The 19,804-nt window shown below is 31.9% G+C and carries 20 protein-coding genes; 8 read left to right on the top strand and 12 right to left on the bottom strand.

Features of this window, described 5'->3' with window-relative positions; genetic code table 11:
* Positions 1–24: 24 nt before the first annotated feature.
* Genes U5A88_RS02510 through U5A88_RS02490 form a run of 5 tightly spaced genes read right to left on the bottom strand, consistent with a single transcriptional unit; the run spans position 25 to position 5,510 of the window.
* Positions 25–978 (bottom strand): AAA family ATPase, encoded by a 954-nt coding sequence (locus tag U5A88_RS02510; protein ID WP_354203471.1) that lies wholly within the window; start codon positions 976–978, stop codon positions 25–27.
* A gap of 49 nt (positions 979–1,027) precedes the next feature.
* On the bottom strand, positions 1,028–2,404 hold the full coding sequence (locus tag U5A88_RS02505) for a peptidylprolyl isomerase (RefSeq protein WP_354203469.1): 1,377 nt from the start codon (positions 2,402–2,404) through the stop codon (positions 1,028–1,030).
* 1 nt (position 2,405) lies between these two features.
* On the bottom strand, positions 2,406–3,245 hold the full coding sequence (locus U5A88_RS02500; RefSeq protein WP_354203467.1) for a peptidyl-prolyl cis-trans isomerase: 840 nt from the start codon (positions 3,243–3,245) through the stop codon (positions 2,406–2,408).
* 1 nt (position 3,246) lies between these two features.
* Positions 3,247–5,175 (bottom strand): peptidylprolyl isomerase, encoded by a 1,929-nt coding sequence (locus tag U5A88_RS02495; RefSeq protein WP_354203465.1) that lies wholly within the window; start codon positions 5,173–5,175, stop codon positions 3,247–3,249.
* 53 nt (positions 5,176–5,228) lie between these two features.
* Positions 5,229–5,510, bottom strand: coding sequence for a DUF493 family protein (locus U5A88_RS02490; protein WP_354203463.1), 282 nt, complete (start codon positions 5,508–5,510; stop codon positions 5,229–5,231).
* Positions 5,511–5,605: 95 nt separating this feature from the next.
* Here U5A88_RS02490 and U5A88_RS02485 point away from each other — a divergent pair, with 95 nt between their 5' ends.
* From U5A88_RS02485 to katG, 7 genes are all read left to right on the top strand, one after another.
* A complete protein-coding gene (locus U5A88_RS02485; protein WP_354203461.1) occupies positions 5,606–6,166 on the top strand; it encodes an ATP-binding protein in 561 nt (186 codons plus the stop codon).
* The gene (locus tag U5A88_RS02480; protein WP_354203460.1) at positions 6,166–8,055 is read left to right on the top strand and encodes a RecQ family ATP-dependent DNA helicase; all 1,890 of its coding nucleotides are present in this window, start codon (positions 6,166–6,168) and stop codon (positions 8,053–8,055) included. The genes U5A88_RS02485 and U5A88_RS02480 overlap by 1 nt, the downstream gene beginning before the upstream one ends.
* Entirely contained in the window at positions 8,052–9,005 is a 954-nt protein-coding gene (gene fmt / locus U5A88_RS02475) for a methionyl-tRNA formyltransferase (protein WP_354203459.1), read from the top strand. Before U5A88_RS02480 ends, fmt begins: the two co-directional genes overlap by 4 nt.
* A 229-nt stretch (positions 9,006–9,234) precedes the next feature.
* Complete coding sequence (locus tag U5A88_RS02470; RefSeq protein WP_354203458.1) at positions 9,235–9,507, top strand: HU family DNA-binding protein; 273 nt, start codon at positions 9,235–9,237, stop codon at positions 9,505–9,507.
* Positions 9,508–9,616: 109 nt separating this feature from the next.
* Complete coding sequence (locus U5A88_RS02465) at positions 9,617–10,174, top strand: YqgE/AlgH family protein (protein WP_354203457.1); 558 nt, start codon at positions 9,617–9,619, stop codon at positions 10,172–10,174.
* A 27-nt stretch (positions 10,175–10,201) separates the two neighbouring features.
* A complete protein-coding gene (locus tag U5A88_RS02460; protein WP_354203456.1) occupies positions 10,202–10,894 on the top strand; it encodes an alpha/beta hydrolase in 693 nt (230 codons plus the stop codon).
* Positions 10,895–11,072: 178 nt separating this feature from the next.
* Positions 11,073–13,277 carry a catalase/peroxidase HPI gene (gene katG, locus U5A88_RS02455; protein WP_354203455.1) on the top strand — a complete coding sequence of 735 codons (2,205 nt, stop codon included), beginning with the start codon at positions 11,073–11,075 and terminating at the stop codon, positions 13,275–13,277.
* Between the two features lie 79 nt (positions 13,278–13,356).
* On the opposite strand, the gene U5A88_RS02450 is transcribed toward katG, so the two are convergent.
* The 3 genes from U5A88_RS02450 to U5A88_RS02440 all read right to left on the bottom strand — a co-directional run bounded on the left by U5A88_RS02450 (position 13,357) and on the right by U5A88_RS02440 (position 14,643).
* Positions 13,357–13,617 carry a DUF6952 family protein gene (locus tag U5A88_RS02450; protein WP_354203454.1) on the bottom strand — a complete coding sequence of 87 codons (261 nt, stop codon included), beginning with the start codon at positions 13,615–13,617 and terminating at the stop codon, positions 13,357–13,359.
* Positions 13,598–13,912, bottom strand: coding sequence for a thioredoxin family protein (locus U5A88_RS02445; RefSeq protein WP_354203453.1), 315 nt, complete (start codon positions 13,910–13,912; stop codon positions 13,598–13,600). Before U5A88_RS02445 ends, U5A88_RS02450 begins: the two co-directional genes overlap by 20 nt.
* A gap of 86 nt (positions 13,913–13,998) precedes the next feature.
* Positions 13,999–14,643, bottom strand: a complete 645-nt coding sequence (locus tag U5A88_RS02440) for a peroxiredoxin (protein ID WP_354203452.1) — start codon at positions 14,641–14,643, stop codon at positions 13,999–14,001.
* Positions 14,644–14,842: 199 nt separating this feature from the next.
* Between U5A88_RS02440 and U5A88_RS02435 the strand changes: the two genes are divergently transcribed.
* A complete protein-coding gene (locus tag U5A88_RS02435; RefSeq protein WP_354203451.1) occupies positions 14,843–15,283 on the top strand; it encodes an SRPBCC family protein in 441 nt (146 codons plus the stop codon).
* 10 nt (positions 15,284–15,293) lie between these two features.
* On the opposite strand, the gene U5A88_RS02430 is transcribed toward U5A88_RS02435, so the two are convergent.
* The 4 genes from U5A88_RS02430 to U5A88_RS02415 form a co-directional block, all read right to left on the bottom strand.
* Positions 15,294–16,457, bottom strand: a complete 1,164-nt coding sequence (locus U5A88_RS02430; RefSeq protein ID WP_354203450.1) for a sigma-54-dependent transcriptional regulator — start codon at positions 16,455–16,457, stop codon at positions 15,294–15,296.
* Between the two features lie 79 nt (positions 16,458–16,536).
* Entirely contained in the window at positions 16,537–17,382 is an 846-nt protein-coding gene (locus tag U5A88_RS02425; RefSeq protein WP_354203449.1) for a mechanosensitive ion channel family protein, read from the bottom strand.
* A 27-nt stretch (positions 17,383–17,409) separates the two neighbouring features.
* Positions 17,410–18,726: an ABC transporter permease gene (locus U5A88_RS02420; protein WP_354203448.1), complete on the bottom strand. Its 1,317-nt coding sequence runs from the start codon at positions 18,724–18,726 to the stop codon at positions 17,410–17,412.
* A gap of 3 nt (positions 18,727–18,729) precedes the next feature.
* Complete coding sequence (locus U5A88_RS02415; protein ID WP_354203447.1) at positions 18,730–19,656, bottom strand: ABC transporter ATP-binding protein; 927 nt, start codon at positions 19,654–19,656, stop codon at positions 18,730–18,732.
* Positions 19,657–19,804: the final 148 nt, after the last annotated feature.

Genomic DNA, 19,804 nt, shown 5'->3' with positions numbered 1-19,804 from the left:
TACTGTTAAGAGTAACGTTATTGTTTAAAACAACTCTTTTATAATACGTTCTTCGGTTATACTCTCTGCCTCTGCTTTATAGTTTTTTACAATTCTATGGCGTAAAATAGCTTCGGCCACAGCCTGTACATCTTCAATATCTGGTGAAAATTTACCGTGAATAGCGGCATAACCTTTGGCAGCAATTATTAAATTTTGTGAAGCTCTAGGGCCTGCACCCCAATCAATATAATCATTAACTATTTGTGCTGCTTTTGTAGAATTTGGTCTTGTTTTGGAAACTAAATTTACGGCATATTCAACTACATTATCAGCTACTGGAATTCTTCTTATTAAATGTTGCAAATCCAATATTTCTTGAGCAGAAAAAATGGAGTTAATTTGTTTGACCTCATCGGTCGTGGTACTTTTTACAATATCAACTTCTTCTTGATAAGATGGGTAGTCTAAAAAGATAGAAAACATAAACCTGTCCAGTTGAGCCTCGGGCAAAGGATAGGTTCCTTCTTGCTCTATTGGGTTTTGCGTAGCCAACACAAAAAACGGTGCATCTAATTTATATTGATGACCAGCAACTGTAACCGATTTTTCTTGCATAGCTTCCAACAAAGCTGCTTGTGTTTTAGGCGGTGTACGGTTAATCTCATCAGCCAAAATGATATTAGAAAATATTGGACCCTTTATAAATTTAAAATGTCTATTTTCATCTAAAATCTCGCTACCAATAATGTCAGACGGCATTAAATCAGGAGTGAATTGAATTCGTTTAAAATCCAACCCTAAAGTTTGTGAAATGGTATTTACCAATAGGGTTTTAGCTAAACCTGGTACACCAATAAGCAAAGAATGTCCACCACACAAAATAGAAAGTAATACATGGTCTATGGCTTCATGTTGACCAATTATTATTTTACCAACCTCTTGCTGAAGGTTTTTATATTTTTTTACTAAATTTTCGACTGCTGCTACGTCGGACATTATTATTCGATGTTAATTATTACTTATATTTAATTAAGATATTAGATGTTTATTGAGAGACCTCTTTTTTCCAATTATTTTTAAAATCACAATCTTTATAATCTCTATTGATTTTTATGTAAGTATCTCCAATTTTTTCTTTTGTCCATTTTGCAATGGTTTCCTCTTTTTTCTTCTGTAATGCTAAACTTTGAATTTTTATATAATCCTTAACCAAATCAGCTGTATGGGCTTCAGTTTTAGATTTCATTAAAATAATTTTGTACATTTTTTTTCCTTCTCTGGTTACATCGTAAAATACATCAGTAATTTCACCTTCTTTTAGAGTGCTAACTCTGGCATAAAATGTGGGATCCGACATTCTTGTCAAATCAAACTTAGAATCGTTAGTTTCAGGGTTCATTATTAAACCCTTGTTAGCTCTTGTTACTTTCTCTTCTGAATATTTTTGCACAGCTTCATCAAAAGTTAATTTTAATGTTAAAATATCCTTTCTTATTTGCTCTAAAGAGTCTTTAACTTTGTTCTCTTGTTCTTTGGTAACTTCTGGTTGCATTAATAAATGTCTTACATCACGTTGCTTCCCTTTTATCTTTTCAACCTGCAAAATATGATAGCCAAAATCAGATATGAATGGATCTGATATTTCACCTTCATCCATACTAAAACCTGCCTCTTTAAATTCCGTAACCATTTGACTTTCACGAGTTATGGTATATAAACCACTGTTTTGCGTAACGCCAGGATCTTGTGAAAACAATATAGCTTTCATTTTAAAATTACTACCGTTTTCAACATCTTTTTTAATTTCCTTCAGTTTGTTTACAACTCTCTCGGTCTCAGTTTCCGAGGGCTCAACATATAAAACAATCTGTTGCAATTCAATTTCCGCACCTATTTCGGGCAGAATATTTTCGTCTTCTAAACTTTTATAATAATTTCTAACCTCTTCTGGTGTTACATCAACTTCTTCAGTTAGTTTCTGTTGCATTCTTTGAACCATAAAAGCTTCTCTTTCTACTTCATTAAATTCTTTTCTCAAATCAGCCATATCACTAAACCCATAGTAGGTATAAACCTTTTCTTCAGAACCTAATTGTTGTAAAAAAAAAGCAATTTTTTCTTCCACACGACCATTTACCTCAGCTTCAGTTACCGTAACACTATCTATTACAGCATGATGAGACAACAATTTTCTTTCCATGATTTGCTCTAACATTTCACAGTCAGAAATTTCCAATTTACCTTCACTTTGCTGTTCAAATTCTAATTTATACGCTGCAATTTCAGAATCGAGTACAATATTTTTTCCAACTACCGTTGCAACTCCATCTAATTTTACTCTTTTTTGAGTTTGAGTAGAATCTTGTGCTTGAGTTGTAAATACAAATCCTAATAGTATGAGTAATGTAAGTTTTTTTAACATCTTAATAAATTTGAAAGTCTTTATTTTTAATAGCATCTTCGGTTAATGTTTCTTCAATTTTCTTTAATAATTCAAGCTTTCGCTTGTGTAAAATCATTTGTTTTATAGTAGGCATTGCATAGCTCATAGGAGCCGTATCGTTCCGCAATAATACATCTTTAATTTTAACTAGGTAAACACCCGCTGAATCTTCTTTATGTATAAATTTACTTTTTTGCAAAAAATCATTCTTGTTATGATTTTTTAAAAAGGATGCATTCTTTAATACATCATCATACTTTATCCAAATGGAATCGTTTAAGTTATGTGATTTTAATTGTAATTCCTGCTTCATAATGGCATTATCAGAAGCATAATCATTTTCTCTAAACAAAGAAATAAATTCCTTGGCGTTGTTAATATCATTATCAAAATAAATATATCTGAATTTGATTAATTCTTCATTTAATTTGAAAATCTGTTTATTTTCTTCATAAAAATTTTCGATATCGGCTGTTGTCACTAAAGTATCTAATTCTTGCTTTACAACAGCTTCCTTATATTTATTTATCAATAAATCTTGATGATACTGATTTATCAATGCATTAATTTCCTCCTTTTCTTCTTGCAGATTAATTTTAGCTTTTTGAACCAACAATTGCTCTTTAGCCCATTTATTAATATAATTTTTAGTGAAGATTATACTATCTTCTTTTGAAATATTTTCAGGTAATATTTCTTCAATATCTTTTTCGTATAAAAACGCTTCATAAACTTTAGCAATAGGCTTACCTTCATCTTCCGCCCGTTTGCATGAAAAAATGACGAAAATTAGTATAATATATGTGAATACATTACGCAAATTAATTCTGATTTTCTTTAATTATTTTCTTCAATAGCTTTTTATTGATATTAACTGAGTATTGATTTTTTAAATCTGCTATCCAATCTTTTTCTAGTTGTTCTTGAAAATCGTTGATTACCATACCACGTGCTTTTTTAAATTCCATAGGTTCCGGTGGTACTATTTTTATAGTTTTAATAACTACAAAATTATTAGTACCTTTTTCAAATACATTAGAAACACCTATTTTATTTAAAACAAATTCTTTTGGAAACTTTTTGTGATTTTCTTCCAAAACTCCTTTAGTAAATATTACATGGATAATAGGATCTTCATTTACAGCAGTTTTTATTTCTTCAATACTTTTGTTTTCTTTTAGCATCGCTTTTACCAATTCAGCTTTCTCTTTTTGTGTGCAAGATGCTATTATAACATTGCCTCTTTTTTTCAATATATATTTATCAGAATTTTTATTGAAATATACTTTTAAGGCAATAGTGTCGCTTTCAGCCTTTTTCCAAACTTTATCTTGTAACAAATCAAAAAGCAATAAGCCATCTTTATACTCTTGCATGGTAAAAGCAAATTCAGTGTCTGTTTTATCCAAATTAGCTTTAAAATAATCCAGCACCTTAGTTTCTAAAAAATTATTAAAAATAACTGTTTGGCTATTGGTTTTACCTTTACTGTATTCAACTAAATCAGATAAACTCGTTTTTTCTTCATTAATCGTAAAAATTGTATTATCTAAATTTTTATTGAGCTGAACTGTATCATTTTTTAAAAATATATTCTTTAAATTCTGATCTATATCAATAGCATATTTGTTCATTAACTTATTTACAACAGACTTACCTGCTCTTTTTGAACGTTCATTTTTTTCAATTTTTTGAACCAGTTCTTCTCTCCTACTTTCCAAATCGGTTATAGGATGTTTTTTTAATAATTTTACAATATGCCAACCGTAATTGGTCTTAAAAGGTTTAGAAATATCATCTACTTCTTTTAAGGAAAAAGCTACATCAGAGAACGGTTTTATCATTCTATTAGCATTAAACTTTGGCAAAGCACCACCATTTAATGCAGAGGTTTTATCATCTGAATGCAAATTGGCCATAAAGTGAAAGGGGCTTCCTTGTGTTACTTTCGCATAAACTTCTTCAATTTTAGTCTTTGCGTACAATGAATCAGTTGGATTTTCTTTTATCATTATATGAGCAACTTCTACTTCACCTTGTGCTTCTTTTTTATCATTAACTTTTACTATATGATAACCAAATTGCGTTCTAAACGGCATTGACACTTTACCAATTTTGGTATTGTAAGCAGCATTTTCAAAGTCATAAACCATATCAAAAACTGTAAAATACCCTAAATTACCTCCATTCTGTTGAGCTGATGGATCTTCAGAATATTGTTTGGCAACTTCTTCGAAAGGTTGCCCGTTCAAAACCTTCATTCTTGCTTCAATTATTTTTTTATACGCTTTTAACGTATCAGCTGGAGATGCTTTTACTGGAACCCCTACTAAAATATGATTGGCATTTACTTCCAACTTACTCCTGTTAAATGCCTCTTGCACCAATGCTTCTGTAATTTTACTATCGGTTAAAAAAGGAATAACCAACTGCTCTCTATATGAATTCAATTCATTTTTAAATGACGAAATAGTATCATATTTAAGATCATAAGCCTGTTTTAATTTTAGCTTATAGTTTATGTACAGTTCCAAATACTCCTCAACAGATTTTTTATGTTCTTCTGCAACAATATCTCTGTTTTTGTTAAAAACCCGCATAAACTCCCCCTTGTAAACGGGTTGTTCAGCAACGGTAAATAGTATATCTTTTTTGGTTTGTGCACCTATATAAATGAAGTTTACTAGGAATAGACAAATCAACAAGTTCTTAAAATTCATAAAAAGTGTGCTATTGTGTATTTTGATCATTTTTTAGAACGCCCAAAAATATTTTATATTTCTCTATAATCCTGTTAAAAATATCACAAAGAAATAACACCTTCAACTTTAGAAACTTCTTTGTATTTAACAATAATTGAATCAGCATCAGCCATTTGCACTAAAACAGTCAAACTTATGTACTTACCTGTTTTTGAAGATTTCTTATCAATTACGGCTCCAGTGTAATTAAATATATTTTCTATTTGTAACACCTTACTGTCATCAGTAGGAATAATAAACTTGAACATATATTTTGTTGGAAATTCAGTAGTTTCTTCTAAACTAAGTTTTAATTTTTTATAAAATTCAATTTGTTCGCTCATTATTTTTTTTAAACTTATAAAACAATTAATATACCAATTTAGAAAAATGACGGTTAGCTGACAAAAATACAGATAATATTTAGTTTCTTTGTTATATGGAAGGTAATCAAAATAAATCTCCAAAAAAAATTGTAATCACTGGAGGGCCGGGCACTGGAAAAACGACTTTAATAAAAGAATTAGAGCATAGAAATTTTACTTGTATACCTGAAATTTCAAGGCAAATAACTTTAGAAGCAAGAGCTAACGGAATAGAATACTTGTTTTTAAAAGACCCGTTACTGTTTAGTGAAATGTTGTTGGAACGTAGAGAAAAACAATTTTTGGAGGCATCAGCTTTAGATACAAACTTTGCCTTTTTTGATAGAGGAATTCCTGATATTCATGCCTACATGAATCACACAAATACCGAATATCCAAACATCTACCTCCAAAAAAGTGCAACGTATACATATGACGGTGTTTTTATACTACCGCCATGGAAAGAAATTTATACAACCGATAACGAACGTTACGAAAGTTTTGATATGGCCGTTGAATTGCATCAGCATTTAAAAAATGCTTATACCGAATTGGGTTATAAGCCTTTAGAAGTACCCGTTGGCGAAATTAATTTTAGGATTGATTTTATTATCAAAAATATAGAAAACAACTAATGGATACTGCCAAATCTATTTTAAAAAAGTATTGGGGATATTTTGATTTTAGAGCTTCTCAAGAACAGATTATCAATAGTATAAAAGCAGGTAAAAACACAGTTGCTATTTTACCCACGGGCGGAGGAAAATCTATTTGCTATCAGGTACCAAGCTTATTAAAAAAAGGCGTTTGTTTAGTTGTTTCGCCTCTTATTGCATTAATGAACGATCAGGTAAGCAACCTAAAAGAAAAAGGAATAAAATCGGTCGCCATAACATCAAATTTAAATCAAGAACAAGCAATTCAGGCTTTTGATAATTTACAGTTTGGTAATTATAAGTTTTTATATCTATCTCCTGAAAAATTACAATCAGAATTTATTCAGCAAAAATTAAAACAATTAGATATAAATTTAATTGCCGTTGATGAGGCTCATTGCATTTCGGAATGGGGTCATGATTTTAGGCCAGCTTACTTAAAAATTCCGATATTAAAGGAGTTGGGCATTAAAGCTCCGATATTAGCCTTAACCGCTACGGCAACAAATCGTGTTTTAGAAGACATGATGCAAAATCTGCAAATACAAGATGCTGTCGTTTTTAAAAAATCTTTGGTTAGGAAAAATCTTTCCCTTATTATTTCTAGGCATGAAGATGTTTATTTTGAGCTTAAAAAACAGCTTAACGCTATTAAAAACACAGCTATTATCTATGTTAATAGCAGACGAAGAGTGCAAGAAATCAGCAATTATTTGAACAAAAATAATTTTAAAAGTTCATATTATCATGCGGGATTATCCAATGAAGAAAAACAACGCTCTTTTTTTAATTGGATGGAAGAAAAAACACCCATAATAGTTGCTACTAATGCATTTGGTATGGGAATAGATAAAGATAATGTTGAGCTTATTGTTCATATTGACATTCCTTTTAGTTTGGAAAATTACATGCAAGAAGCCGGTAGAGCTGGAAGAGATGGAAACAAAGCAAGTTCAATCATTTTTGCAAATAACCATACAATCAACAACCTAAAAAAACAATTTGAAAAGGGCGTTGTAACGGTTGATTTTGCTAAAGAAATATATAAGAATCTAAATCAATATTTTTACATATCCTATGGCGAAAAGTCAGAACAATTATTTGAATTTGACTTGGCCACTTTTTGCAATACCTATAAAACCAACATCCTAAAAACATACAATACCCTAAAGTTGTTAGAACGAGAGCAGATTCTATTATTTAGTGAAGGTTTTAACAAACAATCTGCACTAAAATTTACAATGCCACCAGATAAAGTGTTAGATTATGCCGAAAGAACTAATAATGACCTCATCAAAATAATTTTGAGAACCCATGGAGGTATTTTTGATCATTTTATAAAAATTAATGAATCTCTTTTAGCACAAAAACTAAATACTAAACCTCCAAAAGTTAAAAGCTTAATGATTAAACTTGAAAAAGATGGCCTGCTCAGTTATAAAAACAATAAAAATACAAGTCAACTACAATTTTTAGTACCCAGAGAAGACGACAGAACTATCAATAGTATTGCTAAGGATATCAAACAATATAATAGTGTAAAATTAGAAAAAGTTGATTCGATAATAAATTATGCAACTAACAATTCTGTTTGCAGAAGTAAATTACTACTTGATTATTTTGATGAAAAATTAACTCAAAATTGTGGAATATGTGATATTTGTTTGTCTTCAAATAACAGTTTCGCAACCCATTCCGGTCTATCAAATCAAATTTTAGATCTATTAGAGAAAAACAAGCAATTGTCTAGCAAAGAAATAGCTTCTCAATTAAACATACCTTCCTCAACCTTGTTAAAGACCCTACAAAACCTATTGAATACTGATAAAATAAATTTAAATTCGCAAAATAAATTAGAAAGAAAATGAACGATGTTAGCATAGTGTTTATGGGTACGCCAGATTTTGCTGTAGGTGTATTAAAAGCTTTAATTGAAAATAATTATAATGTGGTTGGGGTTATAACTGCTCCTGATAGACCATCAGGGAGAGGGAGAAAATTAAATCAATCGGCTGTAAAAAAATATGCTTTAGCACAAAGTCTGCCTATTTTGCAACCTACTAATCTAAAAAGTGAATCATTTTTAGCTGAGTTAAGAGAGCTCAAAGCCAATTTGCAAATCGTTGTAGCTTTTAGAATGTTACCAAAAGTGGTATGGAAAATGCCCCAATTGGGTACTTTTAATTTACATGCTTCTTTACTGCCCAACTATAGAGGTGCTGCACCTATTAATTGGGCTATTATTAATGGTGAAACCAAAACTGGTGTTACCACTTTCTTTATTGATGAAAAAATTGATACTGGTGCTATTATATTAAAGGAGGAAATCTCCATCGATGAAAATGATACTGCTGGAACACTACATGATAAACTAATGGAGCTTGGAAGTACTTTGGTAATTAAAACCGTAGCTTTAATTGAAAAAGGAAAAGCAGAAACTACAAAACAAGATTTACTTGAAGACAATCAATTGAAAGATGCTCCAAAAATTTTTAAAGAAACTTGCCAGATAGATTGGAACCAATCTATAGATGACATTTACAATATGATTAGAGGATTAAATCCATATCCTGGGGCTTGGACAGTTTTACATAATAATGGCGAATCGGTAGAAATGAAAATTTATAATGTTAAAAAAGAAAAAGAACACCACCAATATGCTATTGGAAAATTAATAGTAGGTAAAGCTGATTTAAAAATAGCTGTGATTAATGGATATATTGTAATTGAAGAATTACAATTACCAGGCAAACGCAAAATGAAAATTGGAGATTTGTTAAACGGATATAAAATTGACAAAAAAGCCTATGTCAACTAATATTGTGTATATAAGTATAGATTAACAAATATTTAACAGGAACGCCCATATTCATTGGCTTTATACAAATTTTAAAGGTAAAAAAACCTTGGTTATTAACAATTGCACCCATTTTATCAACAAAAATGCACATTTTAAGTGCTAAAACTTGCGTTAAGCCTTATAAAATCTATATTTGTTCAGCTTTAAACAAGCAAATAAATATTAATCAATTTTAAATTTAAAAATTATGAACAAATCAGAATTAGTAGAATCTATGGCTGCAGATGCAGGAATTTCTAAAGCAGCTGCAAAAAAAGCATTAGACTCTGTTATGGGCAATGTTGAAAAAACATTAAAGAAAGGTGGAAGAGTTTCTTTAGTAGGTTTTGGTTCTTGGTCAGTTTCTAAAAGAGCTGCTAGAGACGGAAGAAATCCTCAAACTGGAAAAACTATCAAAATTGCTGCTAAAAATGTAGTGAAATTTAAGCCAGGTGCTGAATTAAAAAATTCTGTAAACTAATTTTAAATTAGCTTAAAATTTTTAAAAACTCTCATTGAAAAATGAGAGTTTTTTTGTTTGGTCAATTTCTAATAAAAATTACTATATTTATTGAGTAATTAAATAACTTATGGAACAAACAAAATTAACTAAGGGCAAATTACTAATTGCAGAACCCTCCATTTTAAATGACACTTCATTCAACAGGTCTGTAATTTTGCTATCTGAACATAATGATGAAGGTTCCATCGGTTTTATAATCAACAAACCTTCAACCTATGTGTTGGGCGACCTGTTGCCCGAAATTGAATCTGATCTTATCATATACAAAGGTGGCCCTGTTTCTGAAGAAAATCTATACTTTGTGCATCGCTTACCACATTTAATTCCTGATAGCATTGAAATAGCTGATGGTATTTTTTGGGGAGGTGATTTTGATGCGGTACAGAAACTATTGGCAAACAATGATCTTGAAAAAGATGATATTCGCTTTTTTTTAGGTTATTCTGGTTGGAGCAAAGACCAACTTCAAGGTGAATTAGAAACTACATCGTGGATAGTTATTGAAAACCAATACCAAAATATTTTTGGTATTTCTGACCAGTCTTTTTGGAAAGACCAATTGATGAAATTTGGTGGTGAATACAGACTATGGGCAAATGCCCCAGAAAATCCGAGTTTGAATTAAGATATAATTATTAAGGATATAACCGCAATGCAGTTATACAGTTGTTGGCCGCTATTAGAGAAAAATCTTAAATCAATAAAAACAAACTTACTAATCGGAATTCTATTGTTTTCTAATTTATTTGCGTGCGGAAACAAAAATAATCATCGGTTTATTTTCTTTCTTCACAATCGTTTTATTGAAGAGCACGAACTTAATGAAGTGCATCCAGAATTTGGACGGACTGAATATTTAGAAATAATAAATGCATTTGAAAAAAATGGCTTTGAAGTTATCAGCGAAAAAAGAAATGGTAATGTAAATGCTAGAGAATACGCTCAAGGAGTTGTTAATCAAATTGACAGCTTGACTTCCATTGGAATTAAACCAAACAAAATAACAGTTGTTGGAACATCAAAAGGTGGATATATTGCTCAATATGTTTCGACTCTAGCCAATAATCCCAAACTGAATTTTGTGTTTATTGCAAGTTTTAGAGATATCGATATTGAAAATATTCCTGAAATAAACTACTGCGGAAGTATACTAAACATATATGAAAAATCTGACCCTTACGGAGTTTCTGCTATCGAGAGAAAACAAAACTCGACTTGCAAGATTGAGAACTTCAAAGAGGTTGAATTAAATACAGGTATGGGTCACGGATTTTTATTTAAACCCTTAGATGATTGGATTAAACCAACAATAAAGTGGGCAAATGAAGACTACAACGGTAATTAGAATTACATAAAATCTTATAAAAATAGCTTTAAATCGTTACTTTATAAGAATTTCTTAATCTATTGTAATTAAAATAAGTTTTATCTATCATTAAATAAATTATTAAAATGTGGTAAAGGTGTTTATTAATTTGTAATTAGTAACTTTATAGAATTGATAACCTCTTAAACTTTATAGCATGGAAAATAACAAAACTAACAATGGCGATATAAGTAAATGTCCATTTATGGGCGGAGCCTTAAAAGAAACTGCTGGGGGCGGACAAACAAATCGCGATTGGTGGCCAAATGAGCTAAAATTAAATATTCTAAGGCAAAATGCAACTAAATCTGACCCAATGGAAGATGATTTTGACTATGCCACAGCCTTTAATAGCATAGATTTTGAAGTTTTAAAACAAGAGGTTATCGATTTAATGACCGATTCCCAAGATTGGTGGCCAGCAGATTATGGTCATTATGGTCCATTTATGATTCGCATGGCTTGGCATAGTGCAGGAACCTACAGAGTAGGAGACGGTCGTGGTGGTGCAGCCACAGGCAATCAACGTTTTGCACCATTAAATAGTTGGCCCGACAACGGTAATCTTGACAAGGCTCGTTTACTTCTATGGCCAATCAAAAAGAAATATGGAAACAAACTCTCATGGGCAGACCTTATGATTCTTGCGGGTAATTGTGCCATTGAATCTATGGGATTAAAACCCTTTGGGTTTGCCGGAGGTAGAGAAGATGTTTGGGAACCTGAACAAGATGTGTACTGGGGATCTGAAACCCAATGGATGGGAGAAGATAAGCGTTATGAAGGTTCAAGTGATCGTTACCTTGAAGGGCATTTAGGTGCTACTCATATGGGTTTGATATATGTAAATCCTGAAGGGCCTAGTGGTAATCCTGACCCTATTGGATCTGCTCATGATATTAGAGAAACTTTTGGACGTATGGCCATGAACGATGAAGAAACCGTAGCTCTTACAGCTGGCGGACATACTTTTGGCAAAGCCCATGGAGCCGCAAATCCGGATGATTATGTTTCCGCAGAACCCGCAGGAGCAACAATTGAGGAAATGAGTACAGGTTGGAAAAACACTTTTGGTACGGGAGTTTTAGATGACACAATTACAAGTGGATTAGAAGGCCCATGGACGCCTAATCCAACAAAGTGGGATCACGATTATTTTGATGTACTATTAAACTATGATTGGGAATTGACAAAAAGTCCCGCTGGTGCAAACCAATGGACACCTACTGCCGAATCTAATGCGAGGATGGCACCAAGAGCCGGAGATGCATCTAAAAAACAACCATTAATGATGACTACAGCCGATATGGCCATGAAAATGGATCCAGAATATTTAAAAATTTCTAAACGTTTCCATGAAAATCCAAAAGAATTTGAAGAAGCCTTCAAACGTGCTTGGTACAAACTAACACATCGAGATATGGGTCCCGTTTCAAGATATTTGGGTCCTGATGTTCCACAAGAAGAGCTGCTGTGGCAAGATCCGATTCCAGCAGGTAATAGCATTAACGATGCCGATATAGCAACACTTAAAGCTAATATTCTAGCTTCTGGACTTACAGTTTCTCAGTTGATAAGTACCGCTTGGGCTTCTGCGTCAACATATCGCGATTCTGATAAACGGGGTGGAGCCAACGGTGGACGTATTCGTTTAGCACCCCAAAAAAATTGGGAAGTTAACAACCCTGATGAATTAGCTAAAGTGTTGGCGGTTTATGAAGGTATTCAAAAAGATTTTAACGGAAATGTTTCAATTGCCGACTTAATTGTGTTAGGCGGGGCAGTTGGTGTTGAACAAGCTGCAAAAAATGCGGGGCATAACGTTACCGTTCCTTTTACTTCTGGTAGAGGAGATGCTTCTCAAGAGCAAACTGATGTAGCATCATTTGCTCACCTTGAGCCTATTGCTGATGGTTTTAGAAACTATGTACACCCTAAACAAACAGCTTCGGCAGAAGAATTACTTGTTGATAAAGCTCAACTCTTATCACTTTCGGTTCCTGAAATGACAGTTTTGGTTGGAGGATTACGTGTATTGGGTACAAATTACAATGGTTCTAAACATGGAGTTTTTACAGATAATGCAGGCAGTCTTACCAATGATTTCTTTACAACTATTCTTGATTTAGGTATCACTTGGAAAGCTACTTCAAAAGATGATAAGTTATTTGAAGGTAGCGATAGAAAAACGGGCAACCTAAAATGGACAGGAACCAGAGCAGATTTAATATTTGGTTCAAATACTGAGCTTAGAGCAATTGCCGAAGTTTATGGAAGTGATGATGCACAAGATAAATTCGTTAAAGACTTTGTTTCTGCTTGGAGTAAAGTAATGGATTTAGATCGTTTTGATTTGAAATAATCATTCATAATAAATTAAATAAAAAGGCAGTTTAAAATTTTAAACTGCCTTTTTTTATTCTTAGTATTTCATTACCATACTAGTTAGCATCGATAGATCCCATAACCCGTTGCATAAAAGCATTTAATGCTTCCTTTTTTGGCGTCCCGTTTTTAATCATTTTATTGACTTCTAAAGCACCATACATATTAGAAATTAATTCTCCAATTACGTCTAGCTCTTCATCTTTTAATGAAGGAACTTCTGTTAGATTTTCCAAAGTTTCTATAGTTTCAACAAGAAAATCTTCGTCATTGTCTTCAATAAATTGAGACAACTGTTTAATTACTGGCAACTTCATTAACTAAATCTTTTAGTACATCAAACTTATTCGTTTGTGTTTGGTTTACAAAGGTTCCTTTTTTAAAAGCTGCGAAAGTCGGTAAGTTATCAACCGTAGCTAACTTTCTAGACTCTGGAAATTTTTCAGCATCAGCTATAACGAAAGTAATATCTTCCATTTCAGAGGCCAACTTTTTAACTTTTGGCTTCATAATTCTACAATTTCCACACCATGATGCAGAATACTGCACAACAACTGTATCTTCATTTTCAATAATTTCTTGTAAATTATCTTTACTTAATTCTTGAACCATAATTCTAAATTGTTTTCAAATTTTAAGCACCAATTTCCAAAGTAAAATTTGGAATTTGGTGCTTATAAATTAATTGTTAAATTTCATTAATTCATGTGAGCCGCTAAATATTCTGCGGTACTTTTAGAATCAGCTTTCATGGCATCTTTGCCTTCTTCCCAGTTTGCAGGGCAAACCTCACCTTTTTCTTGAACGTGTGTATAAGCATCTATCAAACGTAAATACTCTTTTACGTTTCTACCCAATGGCATATGGTTAATACCTTCGTGAAAAACAGTACCTTCTTCATCTATTAAGTATGTAGCTCTGTAAGTTACATTATCACCTTCAACTTGAACTGTTCCTGTAGCCTCATCATACTTTTCATTGGTTATGTCTAAAATACCCAACATACTTGACAAGTTACGATTGCTGTCCGCTAACAAAGGATAGGTAACCCCTTCTATTCCACCGTTATCTTTTGCAGTATTTAACCAAGCAAAATGAACTTCAGGAGTATCGCAAGAGGCTCCAATAACAATTGTATTTCTCTTTTCAAACTCAGCCATAGCTTCTTGAAAAGCATGTAATTCTGTTGGACATACAAAAGTGAAATCTTTTGGATACCAAAACAATACAATTTTCTTGTTATTATTTTTTGCTTCTTCTAATACATTAAGTTTAAATGTATCGCCCATTTCATTCATTGCATCTACATTTAAATCTGGAAATTTTTTACCTACTAATGTCATTTTTTTATTGTTTTTTTATTAGTTATTTTCAATGGTGCAAATTTACCATGCAAAAGATTCAAATCATAATGATAAGTATGTAATTTTTCTATAAAATTATAAGATTTTTTTATAGCCAAATACAACACTAATAATTAATTATTCTTGACTTATTGAAGAAAAATAATTAGATTCGTAACATGCTAAATATGAAATAATTATGTTACATAAAGGTTTTATTGACATTAATCAATCTTTAAATATAGTAGCTGAACTTTTTGCAGACCCCAACAACCTAAAGGAATACCAAGATGGGTTTATCAGAAAGGAATTGGTAAGTGGTAAAGAAGGAGAAGTTGGAGCAGTTTCCAAAATGTATTATAGGCATGGGAAAAACGAAATGGAATTGATTGAAACCGTAACTAAAAATAATCTTCCAAATTCGTTTGAAGCCAGTTTTCATCATATCCATATGGGCAATACCATGAAATGCACCTTTGAAGCTCTTGATGACAAATTGACCAGATACCATTACGAATATGAATACACGCGTATCAATTGGTTTATGCCAAAACTCATATCTATTCTTTTCCCAAGTATGTACAGTAAGCCCGCTGAAAAATGGTTAAGACAATTTAAAGAATTTTCCGAAAAGAAATAAGGCAAAAGATTTACTTACTTGCAAACAACTTAACATCATCTTCTGAAACTTCACCTCCACCTAAAATAATTAAGCGTTCTACGACATTACGTAATTCACGGATATTACCAGTCCAATCATATTCTTGAAGTTTTTTTATGGCTTTAGCAGTAAAAGACTTTTTAGCGTTACCTTGCTCTTCAGCAATTTTATCAGCAAAGAAATCTACCAACAAAGGAATATCCTCGCGTCTATCATTCAATGCCGGAACTTGAATTAAAATAACTGCCAATCTATGGTATAAATCTTCTCTAAATTTCCCTTCTGCTATCTCTTTTTTTAAGTCTTTATTGGTTGCTGCAACTACACGAACATTAACTTTTATGTCTTTGTCACTTCCTACTCTACTAATTTTATTTTCTTGCAAGGCACGTAAAACTTTGGCCTGAGCAGAAAGGCTCATATCGCCAATTTCATCTAAAAAGATAGTACCTCCATTTGCCGCTTCAAATTTACCTGCTCTGTCTTTATTGGCTCCTGTAAACGAACCCTTTACATGCCCAAACAATTCGCTCTCTATTAATTCTGATGGAATTGCAGCACAATTTACCTCAACCATTGGTGACTTTGAGCGTTCACTTTTTTCGTGCAACCAATGGGCAACCAATTCCTTACCCGTTCCGTTAGGTCCAGTAATCAAAACCCTGGCATCAGTAGTGGCTACTTTTTCTATGATATCTTTAATATGTGAAATGGCCTTGCTCTCCCCTACCATTTCGTAATTTTTACTAACTTTCTTTTTCAGTTGTTTGTTTTCTACAACTAAATTCTTTTTATCCAAAGCATTGCGAACAGCATTTAACAATCGGTTCAAATCTGGTGGCTTAGATATATAATCAAATGCACCCATTCGCATAGTTTGTACAGCTGTGTCTAAATCGCCATGCCCAGAAATCATCAGCATCGGTATTTCAGGTTTTATTTTTTGGGTTTTTTCTAATACCTCAACACCATCCATTTTTGGCATTTTAATATCGCACAACACCAAGTCATAATCGTTGTTTTTTATCAATTCCATTCCAGAAAGACCATCTTCTGCTTCTTCGACTTCATAGGTTGAATTTTCTTCAGAAATAATCTTTTTTAATACTCTGCGGATAGCCGCTTCATCTTCTATTATTAGTATTTTCGGCATTTTTTATAATTTAGATCAGAAGTCCAAGTTAGAAGTCTGAAGTTATTTTTAATATTTTTTATTAAACCATGAGCAACTATTATTCCGTTATTGCGTTCTTTCCTTCAGTATTATATATATGAATATCTCTTTGAGGAAATGGAATACTAATATCATGTTCTCTAAATAATTCATCAATTTTAAAACGAATATCACTTTTGGGTATCATTGCTTCAAAACTATTGTTTAAAGTAAATATCAGTTTAAAGTCGAGAGAACTATCACCAAAATTTTGAAACAAAACTGTTGGTTTAGGTTTTGATAATACAGCAGGATGAACTGCAGCTTTTAAAAGTAGTTTTTTTACCAGTTGCACATCGCTCCCGTAAGCCACACCAACACCAACACTTTCTCTAGTTTCCGTTCCATTTTCAGTCCAATTGTACAAACTATTTGTTAAATATAGATGATTAGGTATAACTAATACTTTATTATCAATCGTAACTGCCCTAGTTGTACGTAATTTAATTTCTTCAACTCTGCCAACTTTTCCATCCAATTCTATTATATCTCCTACATGTACGGATTGATCCACTAAAATAAATACTCCCGAAATAATATCTTGAAACAAAGTTTGCAATGCTAAACCTACACCTACTAGAAGTGCCGCTGATGCTGCAAAAATTGCCGTTACATTAACACCAATATTATGAAAAGTGACTAATAAAATAATGACATAAATAAACCATCTACTGTAAGAAAACAGAGAAATAAATTTTACTTTATCTTGTCTTGGGAGTTTTCTTGTAATTAACTTTCTTACCACCCTTAATAGTACAGAAGTGATTAAGAGAGCTAAAACAACAGTTAAAAGTCCCTTTACCGTAATTTGTATGACATCAGAAAACTTAAATGTATAGTTTAAAATGTTAGAAATTTCTTCCATAAAATTATGCACATAACTTTTATAAAATTAGTACTTTAACCATTTGTATAATTCTTTATACGTAGGCTTTTTTCCATACATTAAAATACCCACTCTGTAAATTTTAGCAGCAAATAGTACCATAACATAAAATGTTACAAATAATATTAAAACGGATAATAACTGCTGCCAAATAGGCACCCCAAAAGGAATACGCATTAACATTACCACTGGTGATGTGAATGGAATATATGAAAAAATTTGTGAAACCATTCCGTGTGGGTTTTCGATAACCGTAAAAAAACCAACATAAATAGCCAGCATGAGCGGTAAAATAATCGGCATCATAAATTGCTGGGTATCTGTTTCATTATCAACAGCCGCACCGATCGCCGCATACAACGAAGCATATAATAAATAACCGCCAATAAAAAATAAAATAAACATTATAGTAAGATTGGCTAAAGGCAAATTCAAAATCTCTTGAATTACGGTTGTTGCCATTTCTTGAGCTTCACTATTCCCAGTTGCTTGCTGAATCATTTCCTGTTGTTGTGCCATTCTATCTTCGGCCATGTTAACACCAAAAAAGGCAGATACCCCAAACATTAAAATGGAACCTATAATTATCCACACCAAAAATTGAGTTAATCCAGCTAATGAAGTACCAAATATTTTCCCTAATAATAATTTTATCGGTTTTACAGAGGATATAATAATTTCAATAATCCTACTTGTCTTTTCTTCTATAACGCTCCGCATAATCATATTACCATAAACTATGATAAACATGAATAATAAGTAACCAGCAACTCCCCCAAAAATTAACTTCATATAACTGCCCACCTTAGATGTTTTTTGACCATCAAAAGTTTCTAAATTGGCTCTTACTCTAACACGTAATTGATTTACAATTAATGGATCTAGACCTGAATTTTTTAGCTTAATTGCTCTTGCCTTTTCTTCAATTTTATCTTCGATATTGTCCATTACTACAAGTGATGGTGATTCTTCTGAATAAAATTTAATCTTATCTGCTACATCATCCACATTAGTAGCTGGCGGGATATAGAGTAAACCGTAATTCTCAGCCTCTTGCACTAATTTCTTTGCGGCTTCCAAGTCAACCCCTGTTAAAATATCATATTTTGTATTTTCGGTATTTTCGAACTCAGCCGCAAATAAATTACTCTCATCTAAAACTGATATAGTTCTAACACCCTCATTATTCAATTGGCTTAAGAAACCAATCAAAGCAAAAATAGCTACAAAAATTAGCGGACTTAAAAAAGTCATTATTATAAAAGACTTATTCTTTACTTTATTAAGATATTCTCTTTTTGTGATTAGAGATAAATGGTTCATATATTAATTATTTTGAACAGTTTGAATAAAAATATCGTTTACACTCGGAATTACTTCTACAAAATGAGTAAGCTCTCCTGTTGCCATTAAATGAGAAATTAATTGATTAGCTGGAGTCTTATCATCAATTTTAATATTGAACTGCAGCTCTTCATTTAAACTTTTAAAAGTAGCATCAGAAAGCTCAAAATTCTCCTTCAAATTTTGGGTTACTTCTGCTTTATTTGGTGTTAGCAAGCCTACCTCAAATATATTTGCTTTATAATTACGCTTAATATCAATTAATTTACCTTCTAAAATTTTATTTGCTTTATGAATAAGTGCAATATCATCGCACAATTCCTCAACGGATTCCATTCTATGTGTAGAAAAAATAACAGTAGCTCCTTCGTCTCTTAATTTTAGAATTTCATCTTTTATTAAATTCGCGTTTATAGGATCAAATCCGCTAAAAGGCTCGTCAAAAATCAATAATTTAGGTTGGTGCAGTACGGTCACAATAAACTGGATTTTTTGAGCCATCCCTTTAGATAATTCTTGAATTTTTTTATCCCACCAATCGCCAATTTCAAATTTATCAAACCAATGCTTTAGTCGCTTTTTGGCTTCGGCTTTGCTCAAACCTTTTAATTGTGCTAAATAGAGAGCTTGTTCACCTACTTTCATCGATTTATATAAACCACGTTCTTCGGGCAAGTAACCAATATCTTTTATATGTTCAGGTTTTAAGGGTTCACCATCTAAGGTTACCAAACCTTCATCTGGCATTGTAATTTGATTGATGATTCTGATTAACGTTGTTTTCCCTGCACCATTTGGACCTAATAACCCAAATATACTTCCTTCAGAAACATTAATTGAAACATTATTTAATGCTTTATAATCACCAAAGTTCTTAACAATATTTTCGGCAATAAGTAAGTTGCTCATATTTTAATTAAATTTTTTCAAAGATATTGATTTGACGCTATTTTAACTATTTGTTACAACAAATTTTCAAATAACCTTGTGCAACAAAAAAATCCGGTTCATAAACCATTTGAAGTCAAAATTAATAAATAAAAATTTATTATGCGTG

The sequence above is a fragment of the Aureibaculum sp. 2308TA14-22 genome, assembly GCF_040538665.1.
Lineage (GTDB): Bacteria > Bacteroidota > Bacteroidia > Flavobacteriales > Flavobacteriaceae > Aureibaculum.
The sequence above is the reverse complement of the archived record's forward strand: the minus strand, read 5'-3'. Positions and strand labels throughout refer to the sequence as shown.